Below are 22,868 nucleotides of genomic sequence, written 5' to 3' on the forward strand. Positions count from 1 at the left end.
CGGTGTCCTCAGGCCAGCAAGGGGGCGACGCGTTCCGCCGTGAAGCGGACGAAGCCCTCGGGGTCCGGTTCGTCCGCGGTCGGCTGGAGGACCACCGTGTCGGCGCCGGCCGCGGCCAGCCGGCCGACGGCCTCGGCGACGGCACCCGCGTCGCCGGCCACACCGAGCTCCGGTACGAAGTCCAGGCCCTCGGCGGCCAGTTCGGCGCGGAGCCGGGCGTCGGCGTCGGGACCGGTGGCGGTGAGGAGATAGACGACGACCTGGTGTCCGTCGGTCCGGCCGGCCGCGGCCCGGCCCTCGTCGACGAGCCGGCGGGCCGCCCGCACCCCCTCGGGCGGGGTCGCCGAGGTGAGCACCGTGCCGTCCGCGGCCTCGCCGGACAGCCGCAGCGAACGCGGGCCGGTGGCCCCGGCGAACACCTCGGCGCCACCGGGCGCGTCCGGCGGCCAGTCCAGGGCGACGTCGTCGAGGCGGACGTAGCGGCCCTCGGTGGTGACCCGCTCGCCCGCCAGCAGGGCCCGCAGCGCGGTCAGGTACTCCCGCAGCAGGGTCACCGGCGACTCGGCGCGCGCGCCCACCTGTCCCATCCAGTCCTGCACACCGTGGCCCACGCCGAGGACGGCCCGGCCGGGGAACATCCGGTGCAGCGTGGCGGCCTCCATGGCGGTGAGGGCGACGTTGCGCAGCGGTACGGGGAGGAGGCCGACGCCGACCCGTACCCGCTCGGTCCAGGCGAGCGCGGCGGCGGCTGTGGAGATGCCGCCCTCCCGGAAGCAGTCCTCCCACAGCCACAGTTCGTCCAGTCCCGCCTCGTCGGCGGTCCGGGCCACGGCACGCAGCCGTTCGGGGGCGAGCTGGGGACGGAACACGGCGCCGAGTGCGGTCATGGGATCTTCCTACCCGGGTGGTGGGGCGCCGTACAACGGAGTTTCGGCCGGATGATCCGGCGGCGGGAAAGGGGGCGCGGTGCGGGGGTGGCCTGTGCCAGGCTGGCGGGTCGGCCGGCCGACGTGCCGGGCCGCCGCCCCCGCCGAACCGCCGTCCCGTCGCCCCCTCGACCCGCCGGACCATCACAGGAGCGTGCAGCGTGACCCCTCTCCGTCTCACTTCCCTGCTCGACCAGTTCGACTTCGCCCGGGAGCGGCTGGCCGCCCGGCTGACCGGGCCCGTGATGGACAGCGGGGACGGGTCGGAGACGGTGGTCGGGCCGCTGACCGACGCGGAGTACTTCTGGGAGCCGGTGCCGGACTGCTGGTCGGTACGGCGGCGGGCGGACGGGCCGGGGGCGCGGGCCGAGTCCCTGGCGGGTGCGGCCTCGGGCGAGTGGGGCCGGGACGCGGCGCCCTACCCGCATCCGTGGCCGCCGCCCTTCACCACCCTCGCGTGGCGGCTGAGCCACCTCGCCGAGATGCTGGCGCTGCGCGCCGACCACACCGCGGGGAGCCGTTCCCTGACGCGGGACGACATCGCGGTCCCCGGGGACGCGGCGGGGGCGGTCGCCGCCTTCGGGGCCGGGGCGGCGGCGTGGCGGGAGGCGCTGCTGAGCGCGGACGACGCCGCGCTCGACCGGGTGGGCCACTGCACCTATCCGCACGGCAGCGACGCGGAGGAACCGTTCCTCGACATCGTGTGGTGGGTCAACCAGGAACTGCTGCACCACGGTGCGGAGATCGCCCTGCTGCGCGACCTGTACCGGGCGTCGGCCGGGAGCGTGGTGCGGTGACCGGGCGGCGGTGGCGGGACGGCCGGGGCACGCTGGTGGTGCCGGCGGCGGGGGCCGGTGGGGCGGACGTACGGGTTCCGCTGGAGATCGCGGCGTCCTACCGGGCCCGGACCCGGGGACTGCTGGGGCGGGACGCCGTGGACGGGGCGATGCTGCTGTCGCCGGCCGGCTCGGTGCACACGTTCCGGATGCGGATGCCGATCGACGTGGCCTATCTGGACCGGCGGCTCACCGTGCTCGCGGTGCGCACGATGGTGCCGGGGCGGCTGGGCCTGCCCCGGGTGCGGTCGCGGCACGTGCTGGAGGCGGCGGCCGGGGTGATGGCCGGGTGGGGGGTGCGGCCGGGAACGCGGGTGGAGGTGGAGGTGCGGGGAGAGGTCATCCGGAGCTGATCCGGACGGTGGCCGTGCCGTCGGGGGCGGTCGTCAGGTGGAGGACGACGGTGCCGGGGGCCGCGCTGGGCGCCGGGGCCGCCGGGCCGCATCCGTTGCCGCTGCTGTCCTCGCCGAGGACGGTGTAGCAGCCCCAGCCCGGGCCGTCGGCACTGCCACTGGAGCGGCCGTCGCCGGCGGTGACTTCGTAGTGGACGCGGTCCGGGCCGACCTCGGTGACGGACAGTTCGGCGTGGCCCTCCGGGCCCCGGAACGGGATGGTCACCGGTTCGGACACGGTGACCTCGCAGTCGGCGTCGGCGCAGGCGTCGGTGTTCCGACCGTCGGCCGTGGTCGTCGTGGGGGACGGGGACGAGGACGGGGACGGGGACGGCGGCGGGGCTGACGAGAACGGCGGTCGGGACGTGGGCGTTTCGTCGGCGGCACGGTCCGGGCCGCCCCCGCAGCCGGCCAGGGCGAGTACCGCGAGGAGCGTCAGGGCGGCTGGCCGGCGTACCACTGGGGTCAGTTCTCCGTCCGGGGGAAGGAGACCTCGACCCTGCGGTTCTTCTTGCGGCCCGGTTCCGTGGAGTTGTCGGAGATGGGGTACTGCTCGCCGTAGCCGCGTACCTCGTAGGTGATGCCGGGGTCGTCCAGGGCCTGGGAGAGGAGGTCGTGCACGGCGTTGGCGCGTTCCTTGGACAGGACGTCGCCGTGGGCGGCGGAGCCGAGGTCGTCGGTGAAGCCGAAGACGCGGATCCTGGTGGCGTTCTGCGCCTTGATCTCCTGGGCGATGCCGGCGATCCGGGACTTGGCCTCGCCGCCGAGCTTCGCGCTGTCCTTGCCGAACAGCACCTCCGCCTGGAGCGCGAACTTCACGTCCGTGTTGGTGTCCTCCCTTCTCTCGTCCCCGCTCTGGTCCTCGACGACCGACTTGATGTCCAGCACCTTGGCCCCGGCGAGCGTGGCCCCCTCGGGGAGCTTCAGGTCGGGGTCGTTGGGGTCGACTTCGACGGGGGCGGAGGGGGTGGCCTCGGTTCCCGGCGGGACGCTGGGGGCGTCGTCGGCGTGGGCGAGGGTGCCGCCGGCGAGGAGGAGGACGGTGACGCCGAGGGTGGCGGTGAGCCGGGTGGGGGTCATGGGGTGCCTCACCCGGAGATGGAGAGGGTCGCGCTGGCGAAGGTCGGCAGCTGGAAGGTGACCTCCGTGGTGTCCGCCGGCGGTGCGGGGAACTGCATGAAGACGGCGAGGGTGTCGCCGGCCTTGAGGGTCGTGAACCCGGTGGTGGTCAGGGGGCGGCCGTCGGTGTCGCGCAGGACGTAGTACCGCTTCTTGCTCTTCGAGTCCACGAGGGTGGCGCCGCCGAGGGACCGGCCGTTCCTGGTGATCTCCGTTTCGTTGCCGCTGAGCGCCGAAGGGACGGTGACGCTCTTGTCCCCGTCGTTCTTCAGGTCCGCGTTCACCGTGACGAAGCCACCGGCGTCACGCTCGGCGGAGGTGATCCGCAGCAGAAGGCCGTTCGACCCGCGCACCTCGGCCAACGGCGCCTCGGCTTTGCCGTCCTGGGTGCTGGGCGCGGGACCCGTGTCCTTGGAGGCGGACGCCGAGGCGTCGGGGCTCTCCTCCTCCCCGCTCCCCCCACCGCAGCCGGTCACTCCGAGGGCCACCGCGGCCACAGCGGTCAACGCGACCACCCCTCTGAGGGCCTTCGTTGTGAACCGCATGCTCATGACTCCGCTTCCTTCATCACTCGTCGTTCTCTCAAGCGTCGGTCAGGTGGACGTCGAAGAGGTCGCGCGGCTCCGGGAGCCCGGTGGGATCGTCCGGGTCCACCTCCCACTCCTCGCCGCCGTCGCAGGTGAGTCCCGGCAGTGTCTCGTCGTCCGCGTCCGCGTCGGGGCCGGGAGGCTCGAACGTGCAGCGCGGTTCGACGACCGCGGTGGCGACGGCACGCGCGTGCACGTTCTCGGTGCCGGGGACGATGGATTCGCCGACGGAGTCCTCCGCGGTGACCTCCACCGTGTATTCGAGCGGCCCGACGGGAGTGCAAGCATCGAGAGCCGCGCCGTTCTGGGCCGCGAGCTGTTCCGCTCGCCAGCAGGAGGGCGTGAGCCCCTGGCCCAAGCCGTCGAAGATGTCCTGCCAGGACTCCGGGTCGGCTACGTTTTCGACCCACTGTCCCGCGAGTTGGTCCCGCCAGTCCTGCGCAGCCGCCAGTGCCGCCGCGTCAGCGGCCGTCTGGGCCCCGTTCCGGTTGGCTCCGGCCTGGCCCACCGCCAGGTACGCGAGCGCGAGAAAGAGCAGGCCGCCCACCACGGTGAGGTAGATGGGAAAGGCCTGCCCTGCGTCGCCGTGCTGACGGATCCGGCTCAGCCGCCGGTGACTTCGCTGATCTTGGTGGTGATTGCATCGAAGATCGTCTGCCCGATGCTCGTTCCCGTGATGGCCAGCACGATCGCCACCACCACCGCGATGATCCCCAGGTACTCCACCGCCGTCTGCCCCTTGTCGCCCCGGGCGGCGCGGGTCTGCAGGTACGCGGCCGTCGTGTGCAGCCAGTTGCCCATGGTGTTCCCCTTCGCGGTGGCCGGTGCCGGTGGCCGCACCGTACGGGGGCCGGCGCCGGTCTCCCGAGGGCCCCAGGGCCCAATCCCGGGCCCAAATCCGGCGCCTCACCGCGGATCACCCCAGTTGCCCAGCCACTTGGCGGTCGCCTCGGCGCGGCTGGTGCTGTGCAGCTTGGCGAAGATGCGGTTGATGTGGTTCTTGACCGTCTTCTCGCTGATGAAGCAGGCCGCGGCGATCTGCTGATTCGTCATGCCGGACGCGATGAGGTCCATGATCTCCGCCTCCCTGGCACTCAGCTGGAACCCCGGCTTGCCACTCGACGACTGTCCCACACCTGGTTGCATTCGCGAAAGGTTTTCCACGATAGCGGGCGAACTCGCCTTGCCGCTGGCAATATACGGAGGTTGTCGTACCGCATCACCGTATGCATTCGCACTCCTGAGCTGTTCGAGGACCGCTCCCGCAGCCGTCGGCGAGAAGTGCGTGCGGCCCGCTCCCGTGTCCCGTACCGCCGTGATCAGCTGGTCCGCGGTGAACTCGCCGTGGACCAGGTAGCCGCCCGCTCCCCGGCGCAGCGCCTCCCGTACCGTCTCCGACTCCCCGCTGTACGTCAGCATCATCACCGGGGCGATGCGCACGAGGTAGGGCAGGGCCGCCAGGCCGTCCACGCCCGGCATGCGGACGTCCAGGAGGACCACGTCGGGGCGGTGCCGGTCGGCGGCCTCGCAGGCCTGGCGGCCGTCGGCGGCCTCGGCGACCACCGTGATGTCCGGGCGGCTGGAGAGCAGGGCGGTGAGGCCGGCGCGGACGACCGGGTTGTCGTCCGCTACGACGACCCGCAGCACGGCCGCGTCCGGCGGAACCGGCGGGACCGGCGGGACCGGCGGGACCGGCGGCAGCAGGGATGTCATCGGGGGTCCTCCTCGGCTGGTCGAGGGGCGGTGGGCAGGGCCGCCAGCGGCAGGTCCAGGCGGACCTCCGTGCCCCGTGCGCGGTCGCCCGGGCCGATGCGGATGCGGGCGCCGATCGAGGCGGCCCGTTCCACCATGCCGACGAGGCCGAAGTGGCCGGTGCGGCGGAGCTGTTCGGGGGAGGTGTCCGCGGGCAGGCCCGTCCCGTCGTCCGAGACCGTGACGCGGAGGTGGTCGTCGTGGACGCCCGCCCGGACGTCGACGCGGGTGGCGGTGGCGTGGCGGTGGGCGTTCTCCAGCGCTTCCTCGGCGATCGTCAGCACCTGCCGGGCCACGGCCGGGGCGACCGGGGGGACGGCGTGGCCGCCGGTGGGGTGGTAGACGGACGGCAGGCCGGTGCGGGCGGCGAAGGCGCGGGTGCGGGCGGCGAGTTCGACCAGGACGTCCGTGCCGTGCTCGGGGTCGGACTCGCGCCGCAGGTCGGTGAGGAGTTCCCGGGACTCGGCGGCGGCCCGGCGGGCCGAGCGGGCGACCAGTTCCGCCTGCCGCCGTACCAGAGCGGGGTCCAGCCGGTCGGCGCCGGCCGTGGCGGCGAGACCGTCCGCGGCGAGGGCGACGCCGTGCAGGGTCTTGGCGACGGAGTCGTGCAGTTCGCGGGCGAGGCGGGCGCGTTCGGCGCTGACCGCCTCCGTCGCCGCCAGCCGGGCCTGTACGGCGGTCAGGGCCCGGGTGGCGGAGCCGAAGCGGAGCACGAGCCCGCGCAGGCTGGAGCCGGCGGCCCCGGCGACGACGCAGAGGCCGGGCAGCAGGAGCGACTCCGCGACGCCCGGGGAGGAGCCGGGGTCCGTCGCGTGGGCCAGCAGCAGGATCAGCGACTGGAGGGAGGCGAAGACGGCGGCGCCGCGCCAGCCGTAGACCAGGCCGGCCAGCAGCGGGGTGCAGACGCTGACGTAGGCCAGGGTGGTGTCGGGGCCCGCCGAGACCAGGAGCAGCGCGCCGAAGAGGGTGTCCGCGGCCAGCAGGGTCGGGTGGCGCAGAAGGAGCGGGCCGAACCGCTCCCAGTCGCGGAAGAGGACGTAGGAGCCCATGAAGGTGACGACCACGGCGGCGCCGACCAGCCGGACGCCCATGCCGGGGCCGGCGTTGAGGAGCGCGGCGGGGGCGGCGACGGCGATCATCGCCAGCCGGAAGCCGAAGACCTGGCGGCACATCGCCTGCAGGGCGTTCACCTGGAGGCCGATCCCGGGAGTGCGCGGAGCCTCCTCGACCTTTCCGGGCACCGGCAGCGTCGGGGTCGCCGACGTCACCGGCACGTCCGCGGCGCCCGTCCTGACGTGGTCCGGCAACACGGTGCCCACCGGCGGGCCGGTGATCTCGGGTGCCCTCGGGCGGCGGCGCGGCGGCCCGGGGCGTCGCCAGGTGGTCCCCATGATCGTCATCCGCCCCGCCTACTCACCGGTGAGGGTGCCGAAGTCGGTGCCGGAGCCGAGGATCAGGCCGGCGCCGAGCAGGATCATCGTGGCCGGGACCATGAAGGTGGTGATCATCATGGTGGCCTTGGGGACCGCGCGGGCGGCCTTGCGGCGGGCGTTCTGCGCGTCGGTGCGGCGCATGTCCTTGGCGAGGGAGACCAGGGTGTCGACGATGGGGGCGCCCAGTTCCTCCCCCTGCTGGAGCGCGGTCACGAACATCGCCACCTGCTCGGAGTCGTTGCGCCGGCGCAGCTCCGCGAACGCCTGACGGCGGCTCATGCCCAGGTCCATCTGACGGAGCGTGATGCGCAGTTCGTCGGCCCAGGGGCCCTCGTAGCGGGTCGCGACCCGGTCCAGGGCCTGGCGGAAGCCGAGCCCCGCCGAGACGACGACCGCGAGGACGTCCAGGAAGTCGGGCAGGGTGCGCTCGATGACGTCCTTGCGGACCCGGATCGCCGACCAGATGCCGACCTCGGTCCAGAACGCGCCGAAGGCCAGCAGGAGCAGGGCGACCAGGTACTGGCCACGAAGGAGGAAGACCAGGAAGCCTACGGTGCCCAGGGCGCCGTAGACCGCGCGGCGGGCGGCGTAGCGGTCGATGGTCAGGCCGCCGGGGTTGCCGGCCAGGTCGATGCGGCGGCGGTACTTGGCGACCTGCCCCGGGCCCATCAGCCGCAGTACGGCGGGGGCGTACCGCATGCCCATGCGGTCGATCAGGGAGTCGACGGCGCCGGTGCGGGTGGCGCCGATCTCCAGGGCGAGGGCCAGGTCGCCGGGGAGCTTGGCGTCGGCCCGGTACATGCGGATGCCGGCGAAGGCGCCCCACACGCTGAGGCCCATGACGGTGGCGAGCAGCAGTCCCATGACATGACCTCCCTAGACGTCGATGCGGGACAGGCGGCGGATGAGGACGAAGCCGATGGTGTAGAGGGAGAAGGCGACCAGTACCGCGATCTGTCCGGCCGGGGAGCCCGTCATGCGTTCCAGGGCGCCGTCCTTCACCCCGTTCATCAGGAAGAGGGAGCCGACGCCGAGGACCGGGACGGCGTACGAGGTCATGTTCACCTGGGAGAGCTGGGTGCGGACCTCGCGGCGGGTCTCCTTGCGCTCCTCCAGGGTCTCGGTGAGGTTGCGCAGGGCGCTGACCACCTGGCCGCCGGCCTTGTTGGACAGGACCAGGGTGGTGACGAGGACGACGAGTTCGCGGGAGGGCAGGCGTTCGGCGAGTTCGCCGAGGGCGTCGTCCATGGAGGCGCCGACGGCGAGCTGGTTGGCGACCCGGCCGAGTTCCTCGCCGGCCGGGGCCTCCAGTTCCTCGGCCGCCATGCCGATGGCGGTGCGCAGGGCGAGTCCGGCGTGGGTGGCGTTGGCGAGGATGCGGGCGAGTTCGGGGAGCTGGTTGATGAACTTCTCGATGCGTTTCTGGCGCTGCCAGGTGAGGAACTGGACCGCCGCCCAGACGCCCAGCAGCCCGGCGATCGGGCCGAAGAAGGGGGCCAGGGCCGCCTGGCCGATCAGCCAGAGCCCGGCCACGACGGCGAGCAGATAGACGAAGAACTCGCCGGGGGTGACGTCCAGGCCGGTGGCGGACAGCCGCAGTTCGAGGTTCTTGCCGAGCCGGGTGCGGCGCAGCCGGCGGTCCAGGTTCGGGAAGTGGCGGCGGCGGCCGTTGTAGGAGACCTGGCCGGTGGCGGTGAGCCGGTCGACCAGGGCCTGGCGCTGAGCCCGGCCGGCGGCGTAGGAGTGCAGACCGGCGACGGCCAGGACGCACGTCAGCAGGGTGATGCCGGTGGTGAGCTGGACGAGGGCGGACAGTTCCATCGGACGGGTCTCCTACTGGGTCTACCGGGTCTCTCGGGTCTTCCGGGTCTTCCGGGTCTCTCGGATCTTCCGGGTCTCTCTGATCTACCGGGTCTCTCGGGTGGCGAGCTGCTCCGTGGAGCGGGCGACGCCGAACGCCTGCGGGATGGGCTGGCTGGCCATGTGGAGGCGGTCGGCGGTGCGGCGCGGCAGCGGGTAGTGCTCGTAGACGCCGTGCACCCGGCCGTCGGGCGTCATGGGCTGGGCGTGGAAGCGGGCGACCGTGGCCAGCCGGTACGGCTCCCCGCCGTGGCTGGCCAGCAGGGCGACCTCGGTGATGCGGCGGGCGCCGTCGGGGGAGCGGGTGAGCTGGACGAGTACGTCGACGGCGCTGTTGATCTGGTCGTGCAGGGCGACGAAGGGGACCTCGACGTCGGACATGGAGGCCAGGGTCTGGAGCCGCATCAGGGCGTCCTCGGCGCTGTTGGCGTGGACGGTGGCCAGCGAGCCGTCGTGGCCGGTCGACATGGCCTGGAGCATGTCCAGGGACTCGCCGCCGCGGACCTCGCCGACGACGATCCGGTCGGGCCGCATCCGCAGCGAGTTGCGGACCAGGTCGCGGATGGTGATGACGCCCTTGCCCTCGACGTTGGGCGGCCGGGACTCCAGGCGGATGACGTGGGACTGCTGGAGCTGGAGTTCGGCGGAGTCCTCGATGGTGATGATGCGCTCGTGCTCCGGGATCAGCCCGGAGAGGGCGTTGAGGAGCGTGGTCTTGCCGGTGCCGGTGGCGCCCGAGACGATGATGTTGAACCGGGCCCGCACCAGCCCTGCCAGCAGGTACAGCATGTGCTCGTCGAGCGAGCCGAGGCCGATCAACTCCTGGAGCGTGAAGGAGCGCGGGAAGCGGCGGATGGTCAGGATCGCGCCGGTCAGGGAGAGCGGCGGGATGATGACGTTGACGCGCTCCCCGGACGGGAGGCGGGCGTCGACCATCGGATTCGACTCGTCCACCCGCCGGTTGACGGTGGAGACGATCCGCTCGATGGTCTGCATCAACTGGTCGTGGGAGGCGAACCGGATCGGCAGCTGCTCCACCCGCCCCCCGCGTTCCACGAAGATCGCGTCGGGCCCGTTGACCATGATCTCGGTGATGGAGGCATCTTCGAGGAGCGGTTCGAGGATGCCGAGGCCGAGCGCCTCGTCGACCACCCGCCGGATCAGCTGCGACCGTTCGACGGTCGACAGGACCGGTCCCTCGCGGCTGATGATGTGCCCGAGGACCCGTTCCAGGCGGGCCCGCCGCTCGGCGGCGGCCAGCGAACTCATCTCCGCGAGGTCGATCTCCTCCAGGAGCTTGGAGCGGTACGAGGCGACCAGGTGGCCGTCCTCGCCCCGGCTGCCGTGCTCCTCGGGGGAGTGGATGCGCGCGCGCAGGCTCATGCGTCCGGTGCTCCTTGCTCAGTGGTCCAGCGGCATGGTGGCGGTCCGGGTGGCGTCGCCCAGGTCCCAGCCGGGGACGACGGAGGGGATGTCGACGGTGGCGGTGACCGTCACCTCGTCGCCGCCGAAGGACGCCGGGCAAGCGGTTCCGTCGGCCAGCCAGCCGCTGACCGCCGCCGCGCACCCCTGCTGGGCGCTCTCGTCGAGCGAGGCGGCACGCGCCCCGGCCCTGGCGGCCGTACCGGCCTGCTGGGCGGTGTAGGCGACCAGCCCGAGCTGTACGGCGGCCAGCGCGACCAGGACCAGGACCGGCAGGAACCCGAGGTACTCGAGGGCGACCTGACCGCGGTCGCCGTACGTCCTGCGGTGACGTCGGTACGGCATCTCAGTCCGTCTCCTCCTCGACCGCGCCCGCGTGGCCGCGGACCGTGAAGGGGAGCCCGAAGGCGCCCGGGAAGAGGACGGGGACCTGGAGTTCGACGGTCGCCGTGACATACCCACCCCCGGTCTCGCAGCCCGCGCTGCCGCTCCACGCGTCCGGCAGCTTGTCGAGGCCGGCCGCCTGGCAGGCGCCCTGCCGCTCCCCCGGTGCCGCCGCCGTCCCCGCCCGTACCGCCTCGTCCGCAGCATTCCCCGCGAGCGTGTAGGTGTACCCCACCAGCACCAGCTGCCACAGCACCACCAGCGTCACCAGGATCACCGGGGTCATGCCGAGGAACTCGACGGTGACCTGTCCCCGGTCCCCGGACCCGTACCGGCGTAAGCGGTTCATCCCCCGCCTCCCCTGCGCCGCCGCAGGCTCACCGCGCCCCGGTCGCCGCGGAACCGGCCGGCCTTCTGCACAGCGGTCCCGGGGGTCTTGACCAGGCCGGTCTCGGCGGCGAGGCCCCACAGGGCCTGCCGTACGGTGGAGCGGGCGTCCAGCTCGTGCAGGCGGCCGGCGTCCACGGCGGCCTGGAGTTCCTTGAAGTGGGCGGGGATCGTGGTGGCGGCGACGGCGGTGCCGGTGATCCGGCCGATCAGCGGGGGCTGGATCTCCGTACCGCGGGTGTGCCGGTTGACGACCACGGTGGTCTCCTCGGCCTTGCGGATCTGGAGCCGCTCCCACATCCGCACCGCGCGCTTGGCGCCCCGGACGGCGACCACGTCCGGGGTGGTGACCAGCAGCGCGGTGTCGGCGGTCTCGACGGCCGCCGCGCCCGCCCCGCCGAGCTGGGCACCGCAGTCGATGACGACGACGTCGTAGCGGGAGCGCAGGGCGCCGACGATCTGGCGGGCGGCCCGGTCGGTGACGTCCTCGCCGCGTTCGCCCTCGCCGGGGGCGAGCAGCAGGGCCAGGCCGCTGTCATGGCGGAAGACGGCGTCGGCCAGGACGCGCGGCGAGATGTCGGTGATCGCCGCCAGGTCCAGCACCGAGCGGCGGAACTGGACGTCCAGGTAGGAGGCGACGTCGCCGGTCTGGAGGTCGAGGTCGAGCAGGGCGGTGGAGCGGCCGGACGCCTGTGCGGCCAGGGCCAGTTGGACGGCGGTGACGGTGGCGCCGACCCCGCCCTTGGCGCCGCTGACGGTGACGACGGTGCCGCCCGCGCCGGCGCCCACGTCGCCGCCGCTGCCCAGGTGGCGGCGTACGCCCACCGCCCACTGGGCGACGACGTGAACGCGCGCGGCCAGTTCCTCGTAGGTGAGCGGGAGGGCGATCAGGCCGCGGGCGCCGTAGTCCATGGCCGCCTGGAAGAGTCCCGGTCCGGCGTCGGAGGTGACGAGGATGACGCCGACGGCCGGGAAGCGCAGGGCGACCTCGCGGATCAGCTCCAGGGCCGGGACGGGGCCGATCCGCTCGTGGACGACGACGACCTCGGGCAGTTCGTCGACCGACTCGGCGGCGAGCCGGGCGAGGGTGTCGATGAGCTGGGTGGAGTCGGTGACGGGGGCGACCGGCTCGGCGTCGGGGAGCTGGCTGAGCAGGGTGGTGATGGACCGGACGGCGTCCGCGTCACCGACCGCCGGGAGGATCCTCGTGGGCATGCGGGCCTCTCACTTGTCCTTCGCGAGTTCGTACGTCCGGTCCTGCTCGGGGACCGTGCTGTCGCCGCCGGGCGCGACCAGCGCGAGCCGGACCCGCTGGGCGAACGACTCGGCGTAGGTGATGCGCTGGGCGTCGAGGGTGGACAGTGCGAAGGTGATGGGGACGGCCTCGGAGGCGTCCCGGCGGCTGCTGTTCTCGTCGGGTTCCAGTGAGGTGAGCTTGCCGACGTCCAGGACCCGGGCGCCGGTCACGATGATCTTCGACTGGTCGGGGTCGCCCTCCCGGGCGCCCTCGAAGGTGGCGTAGACGTTGACGGTGGACCCCGGCGTGATCTTGCCGGCCACCCCGGTCGCCGCGTCGATCATGATGGCGACCTCCTGCTCGCCGGGCCGGAGGGCGGGCTGGTCGACGATCATGTCGCTCTGGAGCAGGGAGCCGCCCTTCAGCGTCGTCACCGCGATCTTGCCGCGGACGGCGGAGAGGTCGGTGACGGCGTTCTCCGACAGCCACCGCTCGGGCATCTCGATCTTCTCGAACTGGTCCGGGCTGAGCGGGGTGTAGGGCTTGATCTCGGCCTTGAGCCGGTACGCGGTGACCTCGGGGCCGACCTTGGACTTCACGTCGCTGATGACGGACAGGACGCCGGCGAAGGCGCCGAAGGCGCACAGGACCGACAGGACGAGCAGGATCACGCCGCGGCGCTGACGGGAGTTCATGTGCCGTGCAACCTCATCGGGGATATCGGTCGGGCGGGGACGGGGGACTGCGGACGCGGGCGGATCACGGGCTCACCCGCCGGGGCCGGGACCGGGACCGGCGGGCAGGGCGCCCCGTGACGTCCCGTTCGGGGCGCCGCCGGACTCGATCTCGTACGGCCGCCCGTGCCGGCCGCCGTGTCTCCCGTACGGACCGCTGCCCTGCCCGCCGTACGGACCGCTGCTCTGGTCGCCGTACTGGCCGCCGTTCTGGCCGCCGTACCGAGGGCCGTCCTGGAAGCCGTTCCGGCCGCCGTACTGGATGCCGTGCCGGCCGCCCTGCCCCTGCCCCTGCCGCGTGCCGGCCGGCAGGGCTCTGCGGCCGTTGCGCTGCCGGGCCTCGTCGGGCGGCGGACCGGCGGAGCAGAAGACGCACCGGTCGCCGATGACGTCGATGCCGCACCAGTGGCAGGTGCTCTGCCGGACCGAGGTCACCAGCTGGTAGAGGACCGACAGGTCGGGCAGGAAGGCGCAGAACTCGGTCATCCGGCCCGTCCCCCACCAGGCCGGCGAGTCGGCGGGGAGCGGCATCTCGCGCATGCCGAGCACGTTCCAGGAGGGGGCGAGGGTCTGGGTGACCCAGTCGGAGGGGAGCTGGCCCTTGGCGACCAGCATCCAGGTGCCGAAGTCCGGCCCGCCGAGCGCCGCTTCGGGGCCGATCCGCACGAGTTGCGGCTCCGGATGCGCCAGTACGGCGAACTGGCTGCCCGGCACCCACGACTTGGCGTGCGCCTTCAGCCCGACGGGCACCCGGTCGAGCCGGGCGACCGAGCCGAGCAGGGCGCCGGCGTGGATGTAGTGGGTGAGCAGCCGCCCCGCAGACGCCAGGACACCGGGGCTCAGGTCGCAGGAGGCGAGCTGCCGCAACTGCCGTACGAGCACCGCGAGTCCCAGCGGCGGCAGCTCCGGCCGGAACAGGGCGATCCGGTCGCTCTCCAGCAGGGACCGCACGGTGCGCAGCCGCCGCTGGACCCCGGCGGGGGCGGCCGCCGAGCAGACGACGATGACATGTCCGTACTGGTCGACCAGGCTCTGCAGCTCGGTCAGCACCTGCTCCAGGGGCCGTTGCTCGACGTCCTGGAGGACTATGGCGGGCATGGTCCGCTCGTCCTGCGGCGGCAGTGCCAGGTCGGCACTGGTCACGGCAATGGCAGTTGGCACGCGCGGCTCCCCGTCTCCCATGCCCGTCGGTCCACCGGTGTAACTCCGGCACACCCGGATGACTTCACTGCGTGACTTCCCGAGCACTGTATCCACGCGTCTGTGACCGGAGAACAGCGTTTCTGTAGCTGTGGAACAACTTGTGACGCACAAGTTGCGCCAAATCGGGACAGGTTAAGCATTTTCCGATGGCATGTCCGCGCTCATTCTCCCCTCCCTGGCCCATACCTACCCCCTTGACAGGCCAATTGGTCTGGACCACCTTGTACTCCCAACGGTGGCCACCGTCCCCCTACTTCCCCCCGGAGGCACCAGTGGACCCCGTACGCAGACAGCACGGAAGACGCATCGGCAGCTGGGCCGGCGCCGCCACCGCCGCGCTCGCCCTGACCGTGACGGCGATCGGGCCCGCGTCCGCCCTGTCCGCCACGTCCGCCACGGCCGCCGCGGACGCCACGGCCGCCGCGGCCGCCGCGGACGTCAACAACGCGAGCAACGCGGGCTTCGAGTCGGGCCTGAGCGGCTGGACCTGCTCGGCGGGCAGCGGTACGACCGTCAGCTCCCCGGTCCGCACGGGCGCCGCCGCGCTGAAGGCGACGCCGGCCGGCCAGGACAACGCCCGCTGTACGCAGACGGTCGCGGTGGTCCCCGACTCGACGTACACGCTGGGCGCCTGGGTGCAGGGCGGGTACGCCTATCTGGGCGTCACGGGCACGGGCACGACGGACGTGTCGACCTGGACCCCCGACTCCACCACGTGGAAACAGCTCTCGACGACCTTCAGGACCGGCCCCTCGACGACCTCGGTGACGGTCTACACGCACGGCTGGTACGGCCAGCCCGCCTACTACGCCGACGACATCTCCGTACAGGGCCCCGACGGGGGCGGCGGCGACGGCGGCGAACAGCCCTCCGTCCCGTCCGCCCCGGCCGGCCTGAGCGTCTCCGGCACGACGTCCTCCTCGGTCTCCCTGTCCTGGAACGCGGTGTCCGGCGCCACGGGTTACTCCGTCTACCGGGACGGCACGAAGGTGACGGGGGTGACGGGCACGTCGGCGACGGTGACCGGCCTGTCGGCCGCGACGTCGTACTCCTTCCAGGTCACGGCCACCAACGCGGCCGGTGAGTCGGTGAAGTCGGCGGCGGTGTCGGCGCGGACGACCGAGTCCGGCGACAGCGGGGGCGCCGACCTCCCGAAGCACGCCGTGACCGGCTACTGGCAGAACTTCGACAACGGCGCGACGGTCCAGAAGCTCTCCGACGTGCCGTCGGCGTACGACATCATCGCCGTCGCCTTCGCGGACGCGACGACGACGCCGGGCGCGGTGACCTTCAACCTGGACTCGGCGGGCCTGAACGGCTACACCGTCGACCAGTTCAAGGCCGACATCAAGGCCAAGCAGGCGGCCGGCAAGAAGGTGATCATCTCGGTCGGCGGCGAGAAGGGCACGGTGTCGGTCTCCGACGCCGCCTCCGCGACGAACTTCGCGAACTCCGTCCACTCGCTGATGCAGACGTACGGCTTCGACGGCGTCGACATCGACCTGGAGAACGGCCTCAACCCGACGTACATGACCCAGGCCCTGCGTGCGCTGTCCGCGAAGGCGGGCCCGGAGATGATCCTGACCATGGCGCCGCAGACCATCGACATGCAGTCGACGTCCGGCTCCTACTTCCAGACGGCGCTGAACGTGAAGGACATCCTGACCGTCGTCAACATGCAGTACTACAACAGCGGTTCGATGCTGGGCTGCGACGGCAAGGTCTACAGCCAGGGGTCGGTGGACTTCCTCACCGCGCTGGCCTGCATCCAGCTGGAGGGCGGCCTGTCCCCGTCCCAGGTGGGCATCGGCACCCCGGCCTCGACCCGGGCGGCGGGCAGCGGCTATGTGGCGCCGTCCGTGGTGAACAACGCCCTGGACTGCCTGACCAGGCTGACGAACTGCGGTTCCTTCAAGCCGTCGAAGGCGTACCCGGACCTGCGGGGCGCGATGACCTGGTCGACCAACTGGGACGCGACGGCGGGCAACGGCTGGTCGAGCGCGGTGGGCCCGCACGTGGACGCGCTGCCGTAGGGCCGGCCGGCCCGTGCGGCTGTCGCTCCGTACCGCGGCGGCCGCACGGGCTCAGTCGCCCCTTCCCAGGGTCCCGCTCGGCAGAAACTTCTGGCGTGCCCAGAGCCCCAGCAGCACCGTCCCGCCGACCAGCAGCGGAACCGGGTCGTGCGCGGTGGGAGCCAGCACGTGTCCCAGGGTGGTGACCGTGCAGACCGTCAGCGGAACGAACGCCGCCGCGCCCTCCATCCCCCAGCGCAGCGTCGGCGGGCCCACGCCCAGGACACTCGCCCCGCCGGGCAGCCACGGGCCGACGGCGATCACCAGCAGGCCCACGGTCTTGCAGCCGTCGATCAGCTGACAGGCCGCGACCCCGGCGCGGTGCGGTCCGGCCGCCCAGAGCTGCGCGGTGTCCCCGATCAGCATGAGGGAGAGTCCGGCGATCCCCGCCCACAGGGCGGCCCGCTGGTCACTGCGCACGAGCCGGCGCAAGGCCAGCAGAAAGCTGAGGAACACCAGGTCGGCGGCCCACAGGAGGCCCACCATCCCCTCCCCGAGCCGCCAGCCGTCACCGGCCCCGTTCAGCAGCACCCACCCCGTCATGAACAGGGCCCCCGCCGCGACGAACCCGTCGAGCACCCGCCGCGCCAGCACGGAGCGGCCGGAGCCGGCGTCGGCCGCGACCACCAGCCCGGCCGTGCCCAGGCCGACGGCCAGCGTCGCTCCGACGACCACCACCGACTCGACCAGCGACCGCTCGCCCTGCCCCGGATCCTGAGGGTGGACCTGCAGCACGCCCGCCACCACCCGGTACACGCCCCCGGTCGCCGCCGAGCCCCCGAACAGCAGCAGACGCGTCCGCACCCGCCCGCTCGCCCACCGCGCACGGAGCACCAGCGAGACCGCCAGCACGCAGCAGCCGACGGCCGGCCCGAAGGCCACCAGCCGCGCCAGCGCGCTCCCCAACCCCGACATCAGGTGGCCTTTCACCGTCCCCGCCCGCAGGGCCCTTCCTCGGCCCTGGGGTCCACTGGGAGAACGTAGAAGACCCGGCCACCTGCGCCGACCTGAACCATGCGCCCATTCACCCGTACCGCGTACGAGGAAGGTCACCCGCTGCCACCACGGTGGACGCACGCCGTCAACCCGCCCCGTACGCCGCCGCGCCCGCCCTTGCCGGGGTCGCCCCCGTCCGCGTCCCGCCGCCGGGTTCCCTGGGGGACCCGGCCCCGGCTCAGGACAGACCGTGACGTCGTCAACAGCCTGTGAAGAGGTCCGTCATGGACCGCCTCACGGCCGACGAGGCCGACCACCTGCTCTGAGCACCGTTTCGAAGGGAAGGAGCGCGGACAGCCGGAATGTCACCGGGGGACCATCAGGTCACTTCGCGGACACTGCTGATGAGCAACTGGAAGAGGAGTCGCGTAGCATCGCTGTCTCCGAGGCTGATGCTGAAATCGCCATGCTTCTCATTCTTCAAGCCGATATAACCGCCCAAGATGCCCTCACCCTGGGACGCCTCCCGGTACGCGTCCTGGCCCCGGATGGCCCTCAGATGGTCCGGGGTTCCGGTTCGCCCGGCGACAGCCATGTATTCAGGGTGGAACAGGAACTCATGTGCTCCCGGCTTGAGGGTGAACTCCAGCATCCGGTTCTTGCCGTCGTCATACCTGTCCGCCTGCGCCTTGTCACCGAGGTGGTTACTGACCGGCATGGCGCCGATCACTCCGTTCTTCTTTTCTTTGTGCCAGCTCGACGCGACCTCTCCCGGGTCGTCATCTCGGTGGCTGTCCACCCATTTCCGGGTCCGTGCCAGCATGTCGTCGTTGTAGAAGGCGAGGATGGCGGAGGCCTCCTCCGTTGTCATGCGCCGATACAGCTTGAGCTGCCCGGCCTTGCTCGCCTCATTGCCCGCACTCTCGTACATACTCCGGAGATCGTCCAGAAGCTGGGGCCCGACTTTCGTGAGGATGTCAGTCAGAGACCGGTTACTCCCGCGCTTCCCAGGGGTGGCCGGGTTCTTGCCGACCGCCTGCTGCGCCCAGTACCTCTCCGTCAACCGGTCCTGGACATCAGGGCGGGCCCGCTGCACGGGGAGCCCGCCCCGTGAGGAGTCCAGCGACCGCGCCACGGCCCTGTTGCCGGCCGTCCGCTGCAATGCCAGCAGACCGCCCGGCCGTGCACCGCGCGCGGCCGGTGCCGGTTGTTTCCTGACCCCGAGGTGACGGGCGGTGTCGTGTGCGCGCACAGGGCTCCCTCCTCAGGGCAAGGTGGCACGAGCTTCTTTGTCTACCGAAGCCCGTGTGGCACGGCCAGGGCTTCGAGGGCAGCGATGGGTGGCCGAAAGGACAAGGATGGGGCAGCATCGGCACAGGCGGGAGGACGAGTACGCCGAGTTCGCGAGGGCGCGGGCCGGGCGTCTCCACCGGTCCGCGGGTGTCCCGACCGACGGTGCCACCGCCTCGCCGAGGACCTCGTGCAGGAGGCCCTCACCGACGGCACCCTCGTCACCGCCCGGCAGAGGTCCGGTGACGACCGGGCTGGTGTGTGGGCCTCCGGCACCCCGCGCGCCGACGAGAAGGGGTTCCGGGTCGCGGTCAGCGCCTTCGACAACAGCGCCGTGAACGCCGGGCCGAGCCGCGGCGCTCCGGCGCCGAGGTTCACGGACCCGCCCTTCGAGGTCCGTCGTCTCTGACCGTTCGGTCCTTGCGGACGCCTCCCGGAATGCCGCCATGAGGGCGGGCTGAAACCCGAGAGGGCCTGGAGGGCAAACGTGCACATGCGTCGTTCTCGTGCGCGCCAAACGATGCGGGGCGTGTCCGCGTCCCTCCCGCACGACCTGCCGTCCCTGTAACGCCTCGCAGGCAACACCGCGGTGGCGCGGGCGGTGAAGGAGGTGCCCGTCCAGCGGGCCGGCGGCACCGTGGCGGCGGCCCGTCCGCCCCGGCGATTGGAGGAGGTACTCCCCCATGACGTCCGCCTACCACCAGTACCTCAACAGTGCGGACATCGGCGAGCGGGTCGACTCGCCACGTATCACGGGATGCACGAAACCGTGGTGTCCGGGCTGGACACGAAGTTCGAACACTCCGGGAAGGAAGGCTTCACGACTGACGTCCCCCTGCGCGCGAGCTCCCTCACACCGTCGGTGCTGGAGGAGGAGATCGACGGCAGGCGACTGACCGTCAAGGCGGACGGGGCGGGGCGAACACCGACCGTGACCGCTTCCCGGGCCATCGGGCGGGCGGTACGGAGCATCCACATCGTCCACCCGGACTGAACCTCACCAGCAACGATCTGGCGGCCACCGAGCCCCGCTACGCGCGTCCCTGGTACGAGGCAGACCGGCCGCCGGTCGCGGGCACGACGGAAACGATCGTCATCCCGCCCTTTACCTCGCTGCGGATGCCCCCGAGCTCCTACGAGCCGCTGTACACCCCCGAGCCCGCGGGGAACTGCGAGGCGGGCGGGCCCGGACCGGCGCTGGTCCACGGGCAGTACGAGGAGACGGCCGGCCCCGGACCGGCGGTGAGGCATACGCCCGCCATGGCGTCCGCCCCCGGTGGGAGCACCAGACGGACGACCGGTGCCGGACGTGCCGAACTGACTGATTACCTGGTCGGTGCACTGCGGCAGACGCCCCCCGCTCACGGACCCGCAGACGGCTCGGACGGGTAGTGCCCCCGTGCCGCCGCTAGAAGAACTCCGACCACGGCTGGTCCCAGATCTGCTTCACGCACAGCACCAGGAACAGCAGGCCGGCCACGGTCAGCATGCCGTTGCTCAGCCAGCCGTTGCGCCACTCGGCGGGGGTGCGGGAGGAGTTGAGGAGCCAGACCAGGGTCAGGGCGAGGAAGGGCATGAAGGCGGCGCCCAGTACGCCGTAGATGATGACCAGGCGGAAGGGCTGGCCCTGGAAGAGCAGGACGATGGGCGGGAAGGTCAGCCACAGCAGGTACGCGCGGAACGGCCAGGAGCGTTCGCGTTCGCCGGCGGCGATCTTCTCGCCCGTCGCCGCCGCCGTCCCGGCCCGCAGCCGTGCCACGAAGTCCGCGAACATCAGACTGACGCCGTGCCAGACGCCGATCAGCGAGGTGAAGGACGTGGCGAAGAAGCCGATCAGGAAGAACTTCGCCGTGGCGGTGCCGTACCGCTCCTCCAGGATGTCGCTGAGCTGCACCAGGCCCTTGTCGCCGCTGGCGATGGCGATGTTCGCGCTGTGCAGCAGTTCCGCGCCGACGAAGAGCATCGCGACGACGAAGACGCCGGTGGTGAGGTAGGCGACCCGGTTGTCCAGGCGCATCACCTTCATCCAGCCGGTGTCCGTCCACCCCTTGGCGTTGACCCAGTAGCCGTACGCGGCCAGCGTGATCGTGCCGCCGACGCCGCCGATCAGGCCGAGGGTGTTGAGGATCGAGTCCTTCTCGTCGGGCAGGACCGGCAGGAGGCCGGCGAAGGCGTCGCCGAGGTTGGGGGTGACGCGGACCGCCAGGTAGACGGTGACCACGAACATGACGCCGACCAGGACGGTCATGACCTTCTCGAAGACGGCGTACTTGTTGAACCAGACGAAGACCAGGCCGGCCACCGCGCAGGCCACGCCCCACCACTTCAGGTCCATCACGTCCGGGAAGAGGGCCTGGAGGGGGAGCGCGCTGGAGGACATCGCCGCCGCGCCGTAGACGAAGCCCCAGACGACGACGTAGAAGGCGAAGAACCAGGTCGTCCAGCGGCCGAGGCCGGCCCAGCCGTCGAAGAGGGTGCGGCCAGTGGACAAGTGCCAGCGGCCCGCCGCCTCCGCCAGGGAGATCTTCACCAGGCAGCCGATGACCGCCGCCCACAGCAGGGTGTAGCCGAAGTTGGCGCCCGCGATGAGGGTGGCGACCAGGTCGCCGGCGCCGACGCCGGTCGCGGCGACGACGATGCCGGGGCCGATGTAGCGCCAGCTTGATTTACGAGGAGTGCCGGTGTTGCCGAGGGTGCCCGTAGCGTCCGCCATGCCGATCAAGAAAGCGTAAAGAGCACCGCGGCGCAAGAGCGCACGGGCGCACTTGACCTGACCATGTCACGCCGCCAGGATGAGCGCCACATCCGCACAGCACGTCGCTGGACCACCCCCCGCTCCACTCCCCCGCCTCCGGAGATCCCGGAGGCCCCGGAGAACTCAGGAGACTTCATGCGACTTCGCTCACGAGGCCCCGGCAGCCGCAGACACTGGGCCGCGCTCGCCGCCCTCCTCGCGCTCGCCCTCGCCGCCCCGCTCTCCGGGACGACCGAGGCCGGTGCCGACAGCGCCCGGAAGGCCGCCCCGTCGGCGGACGACATCCGCCCGTACGAGGTGCGCACCCGCTCGGACTCCGCCTCGCGCACCGCGATCCAGCGCACCGGCGTCACGGTGGACGACGCCGACGACCACTCGGTCTTCGTCTCGGGCCGCGCCGACCAGATCAAGGAGCTGAAGCGGCTCGGCTACGACGTCACCCCGCTGGGCGCCGTCCCCGACCGCTCGGACGGCGCGGACGACGTACGGCTCCTCGACTTCCCCTCGGCCGACTCCGGCTACCACAACTACGCCGAGATGACCGCGGAGATCGACGCCCGGGTCGCGGCGTACCCCGGCATCATCAGCAAGCGGGTGATCGGCAAGTCGTACCAGGGCCGGGACATCGTCGCCGTCAAGATCAGCGACAACGTGGCGTCCGACGAGAACGAACCCGAGGTGCTCTTCACCCACCACCAGCACGCCCGCGAGCACCTGACGGTGGAGATGGCGCTCTACCTGATCCGCGAGCTGGGGGCGGGCTACGGCTCCGACTCCCGGGTCACCAGCATGGTGAACGGCCGCGAGATCTGGATCGTGCCGGACATGAACCCGGACGGCGGCGAGTACGACATCGCCACCGGCTCCTACCGGTCCTGGCGCAAGAACCGCCAGCCCAACTCCGGCTCCTCGTACGTCGGTACGGACCTGAACCGGAACTGGGCCTACCGCTGGGGCTGCTGCGGCGGCTCCTCCGGCTCGCCGTCCTCCGAGACCTACCGGGGCTCGGCCGGTGAGTCGGCGCCCGAGGTGAAGGTCGTCGCCGACTTCGTGCGCAGCCGGGTCGTCGGCGGGGTGCAGCAGATCAAGGCGGGCATCGACTTCCACACGTACAGCGAACTGGTGCTGTGGCCCTTCGGCTACACCACCGCCGACACCACCACCGGGATGACGGCCGACGACCGGGGCGCCTTCGCGGCGGTCGGGCAGAAGATGGCCGCCAGCAACGGCTATACGGCGGAGCAGTCCAGCGACCTGTACATCACCGACGGGTCGATCGACGACTGGCTGTGGGGGAACCAGAAGATCTTCGGGTACACCTTCGAGATGTACCCGTCGTCCAGTTCCGGCGGCGGCTTCTACCCGCCCGACGAGGTCATCGAGCGGGAGACCTCCCGCAACCGGGACGCGGTGCTGCAACTCCTGGAGAACGCCGACTGCATGTACCGGTCCATCGGCAAGGAAGCCCAGTACTGCTGAGGACGAGAACGAGAACGAGGACGAGGACGACGGAACGACGGGCGGCGCGGTCACCGTTCACCGG

24 protein-coding genes and 1 pseudogene are annotated in these 22,868 nt (G+C 72.0%); 6 read left to right on the plus strand and 19 right to left on the minus strand.

The features are described from left to right. Positions 1 to 8 precede the first annotated feature (8 nt). Positions 9 to 887, minus strand: coding sequence for an LLM class flavin-dependent oxidoreductase (locus ACIQR3_RS01575; RefSeq protein ID WP_403532703.1), 879 nt, complete (start codon positions 885 to 887; stop codon positions 9 to 11). Positions 888 to 1,087: 200 nt separating this feature from the next. Here ACIQR3_RS01575 and ACIQR3_RS01580 point away from each other — a divergent pair, with 200 nt between their 5' ends. Next, complete coding sequence (locus ACIQR3_RS01580; protein ID WP_403532705.1) at positions 1,088 to 1,723, plus strand: DinB family protein; 636 nt, start codon at positions 1,088 to 1,090, stop codon at positions 1,721 to 1,723. Continuing rightward, entirely contained in the window at positions 1,720 to 2,115 is a 396-nt protein-coding gene (locus tag ACIQR3_RS01585; RefSeq protein WP_403532707.1) for a DUF192 domain-containing protein, read from the plus strand. Before ACIQR3_RS01580 ends, ACIQR3_RS01585 begins: the two co-directional genes overlap by 4 nt. On the opposite strand, the gene ACIQR3_RS01590 is transcribed toward ACIQR3_RS01585, so the two are convergent. From ACIQR3_RS01590 to ACIQR3_RS01660, 15 genes and pseudogenes are all read right to left on the minus strand, one after another. Continuing rightward, the gene (locus ACIQR3_RS01590) at positions 2,102 to 2,614 is read right to left on the minus strand and encodes a hypothetical protein (RefSeq protein ID WP_403532708.1); all 513 of its coding nucleotides are present in this window, start codon (positions 2,612 to 2,614) and stop codon (positions 2,102 to 2,104) included. The genes ACIQR3_RS01585 and ACIQR3_RS01590 overlap by 14 nt on opposite strands. A gap of 5 nt (positions 2,615 to 2,619) precedes the next feature. Further along, a complete protein-coding gene (locus ACIQR3_RS01595; protein WP_403532710.1) occupies positions 2,620 to 3,234 on the minus strand; it encodes an OmpA family protein in 615 nt (204 codons plus the stop codon). A gap of 8 nt (positions 3,235 to 3,242) precedes the next feature. After that, positions 3,243 to 3,824: a hypothetical protein gene (locus ACIQR3_RS01600; protein WP_403532712.1), complete on the minus strand. Its 582-nt coding sequence runs from the start codon at positions 3,822 to 3,824 to the stop codon at positions 3,243 to 3,245. 31 nt (positions 3,825 to 3,855) lie between these two features. Beyond that, positions 3,856 to 4,467: a pilus assembly protein TadG-related protein gene (locus ACIQR3_RS01605; RefSeq protein WP_403533941.1), complete on the minus strand. Its 612-nt coding sequence runs from the start codon at positions 4,465 to 4,467 to the stop codon at positions 3,856 to 3,858. Further along, positions 4,464 to 4,661 carry a Flp family type IVb pilin gene (locus tag ACIQR3_RS01610; protein WP_403532714.1) on the minus strand — a complete coding sequence of 66 codons (198 nt, stop codon included), beginning with the start codon at positions 4,659 to 4,661 and terminating at the stop codon, positions 4,464 to 4,466. The genes ACIQR3_RS01605 and ACIQR3_RS01610 overlap by 4 nt, the downstream gene beginning before the upstream one ends. 105 nt (positions 4,662 to 4,766) lie before the next feature. Continuing rightward, the gene (locus ACIQR3_RS01615) at positions 4,767 to 5,573 is read right to left on the minus strand and encodes a response regulator (protein ID WP_403532716.1); all 807 of its coding nucleotides are present in this window, start codon (positions 5,571 to 5,573) and stop codon (positions 4,767 to 4,769) included. Continuing rightward, positions 5,570 to 7,003 (minus strand): sensor histidine kinase, encoded by a 1,434-nt coding sequence (locus ACIQR3_RS01620; protein WP_403533944.1) that lies wholly within the window; start codon positions 7,001 to 7,003, stop codon positions 5,570 to 5,572. The genes ACIQR3_RS01615 and ACIQR3_RS01620 overlap by 4 nt, the downstream gene beginning before the upstream one ends. Positions 7,004 to 7,021: 18 nt before the next feature. Further along, positions 7,022 to 7,909, minus strand: a complete 888-nt coding sequence (locus tag ACIQR3_RS01625; protein WP_403532717.1) for a DUF5936 domain-containing protein — start codon at positions 7,907 to 7,909, stop codon at positions 7,022 to 7,024. A gap of 12 nt (positions 7,910 to 7,921) precedes the next feature. Continuing rightward, positions 7,922 to 8,866 carry a type II secretion system F family protein gene (locus ACIQR3_RS01630; RefSeq protein WP_403532719.1) on the minus strand — a complete coding sequence of 315 codons (945 nt, stop codon included), beginning with the start codon at positions 8,864 to 8,866 and terminating at the stop codon, positions 7,922 to 7,924. Between the two features lie 84 nt (positions 8,867 to 8,950). Then, positions 8,951 to 10,288, minus strand: a complete 1,338-nt coding sequence (locus ACIQR3_RS01635) for a CpaF family protein (RefSeq protein ID WP_403532721.1) — start codon at positions 10,286 to 10,288, stop codon at positions 8,951 to 8,953. An 18-nt stretch (positions 10,289 to 10,306) separates the two neighbouring features. Next, positions 10,307 to 10,672, minus strand: coding sequence for a TadE/TadG family type IV pilus assembly protein (locus tag ACIQR3_RS01640; RefSeq protein ID WP_403532723.1), 366 nt, complete (start codon positions 10,670 to 10,672; stop codon positions 10,307 to 10,309). A gap of 1 nt (position 10,673) precedes the next feature. After that, positions 10,674 to 11,060, minus strand: a complete 387-nt coding sequence (locus ACIQR3_RS01645) for a TadE/TadG family type IV pilus assembly protein (protein ID WP_403532724.1) — start codon at positions 11,058 to 11,060, stop codon at positions 10,674 to 10,676. Next, on the minus strand, positions 11,057 to 12,313 hold the full coding sequence (locus ACIQR3_RS01650; protein WP_403532726.1) for a CpaE family protein: 1,257 nt from the start codon (positions 12,311 to 12,313) through the stop codon (positions 11,057 to 11,059). Before ACIQR3_RS01650 ends, ACIQR3_RS01645 begins: the two co-directional genes overlap by 4 nt. 9 nt (positions 12,314 to 12,322) lie before the next feature. Beyond that, on the minus strand, positions 12,323 to 13,030 hold the full coding sequence (gene cpaB / locus ACIQR3_RS01655) for a Flp pilus assembly protein CpaB (RefSeq protein ID WP_403532728.1): 708 nt from the start codon (positions 13,028 to 13,030) through the stop codon (positions 12,323 to 12,325). A 380-nt stretch (positions 13,031 to 13,410) separates the two neighbouring features. After that, positions 13,411 to 14,251, minus strand: a pseudogene (locus ACIQR3_RS01660) (hypothetical protein); the annotation flags it as partial. 293 nt (positions 14,252 to 14,544) lie between these two features. Between ACIQR3_RS01660 and ACIQR3_RS01665 the strand changes: the two are divergent. After that, a complete protein-coding gene (locus ACIQR3_RS01665) occupies positions 14,545 to 16,305 on the plus strand; it encodes a chitinase (protein ID WP_403532729.1) in 1,761 nt (586 codons plus the stop codon). Positions 16,306 to 16,356: 51 nt separating this feature from the next. Here ACIQR3_RS01665 and ACIQR3_RS01670 read toward each other — a convergent pair whose 3' ends face one another. Both ACIQR3_RS01670 and ACIQR3_RS01675 read right to left on the minus strand, forming a co-directional pair. Next, positions 16,357 to 17,259: a hypothetical protein gene (locus ACIQR3_RS01670; RefSeq protein ID WP_403532731.1), complete on the minus strand. Its 903-nt coding sequence runs from the start codon at positions 17,257 to 17,259 to the stop codon at positions 16,357 to 16,359. 400 nt (positions 17,260 to 17,659) lie between these two features. Next, positions 17,660 to 18,532 carry a hypothetical protein gene (locus ACIQR3_RS01675; RefSeq protein WP_403532733.1) on the minus strand — a complete coding sequence of 291 codons (873 nt, stop codon included), beginning with the start codon at positions 18,530 to 18,532 and terminating at the stop codon, positions 17,660 to 17,662. Positions 18,533 to 18,760: 228 nt separating this feature from the next. Between ACIQR3_RS01675 and ACIQR3_RS01680 the strand changes: the two genes are divergently transcribed. Beyond that, positions 18,761 to 18,979 carry a hypothetical protein gene (locus ACIQR3_RS01680; protein ID WP_403532735.1) on the plus strand — a complete coding sequence of 73 codons (219 nt, stop codon included), beginning with the start codon at positions 18,761 to 18,763 and terminating at the stop codon, positions 18,977 to 18,979. Positions 18,980 to 19,327: 348 nt separating this feature from the next. After that, positions 19,328 to 19,564 (plus strand): hypothetical protein, encoded by a 237-nt coding sequence (locus ACIQR3_RS01685; protein ID WP_403532737.1) that lies wholly within the window; start codon positions 19,328 to 19,330, stop codon positions 19,562 to 19,564. 414 nt (positions 19,565 to 19,978) lie between these two features. On the opposite strand, the gene ACIQR3_RS01690 is transcribed toward ACIQR3_RS01685, so the two are convergent. After that, a complete protein-coding gene (locus tag ACIQR3_RS01690) occupies positions 19,979 to 21,283 on the minus strand; it encodes an Nramp family divalent metal transporter (RefSeq protein WP_403532739.1) in 1,305 nt (434 codons plus the stop codon). A 177-nt stretch (positions 21,284 to 21,460) separates the two neighbouring features. Here ACIQR3_RS01690 and ACIQR3_RS01695 point away from each other — a divergent pair, with 177 nt between their 5' ends. Then, positions 21,461 to 22,804 (plus strand): M14 family metallopeptidase, encoded by a 1,344-nt coding sequence (locus tag ACIQR3_RS01695; protein WP_403532741.1) that lies wholly within the window; start codon positions 21,461 to 21,463, stop codon positions 22,802 to 22,804. The last annotated feature ends 64 nt before the right edge of the window (positions 22,805 to 22,868 follow it).

The sequence above is a fragment of the Streptomyces sp. NPDC090994 genome, from assembly GCF_044768905.1.
Taxonomy (GTDB): Bacteria; Actinomycetota; Actinomycetes; order Streptomycetales; family Streptomycetaceae; genus Streptomyces.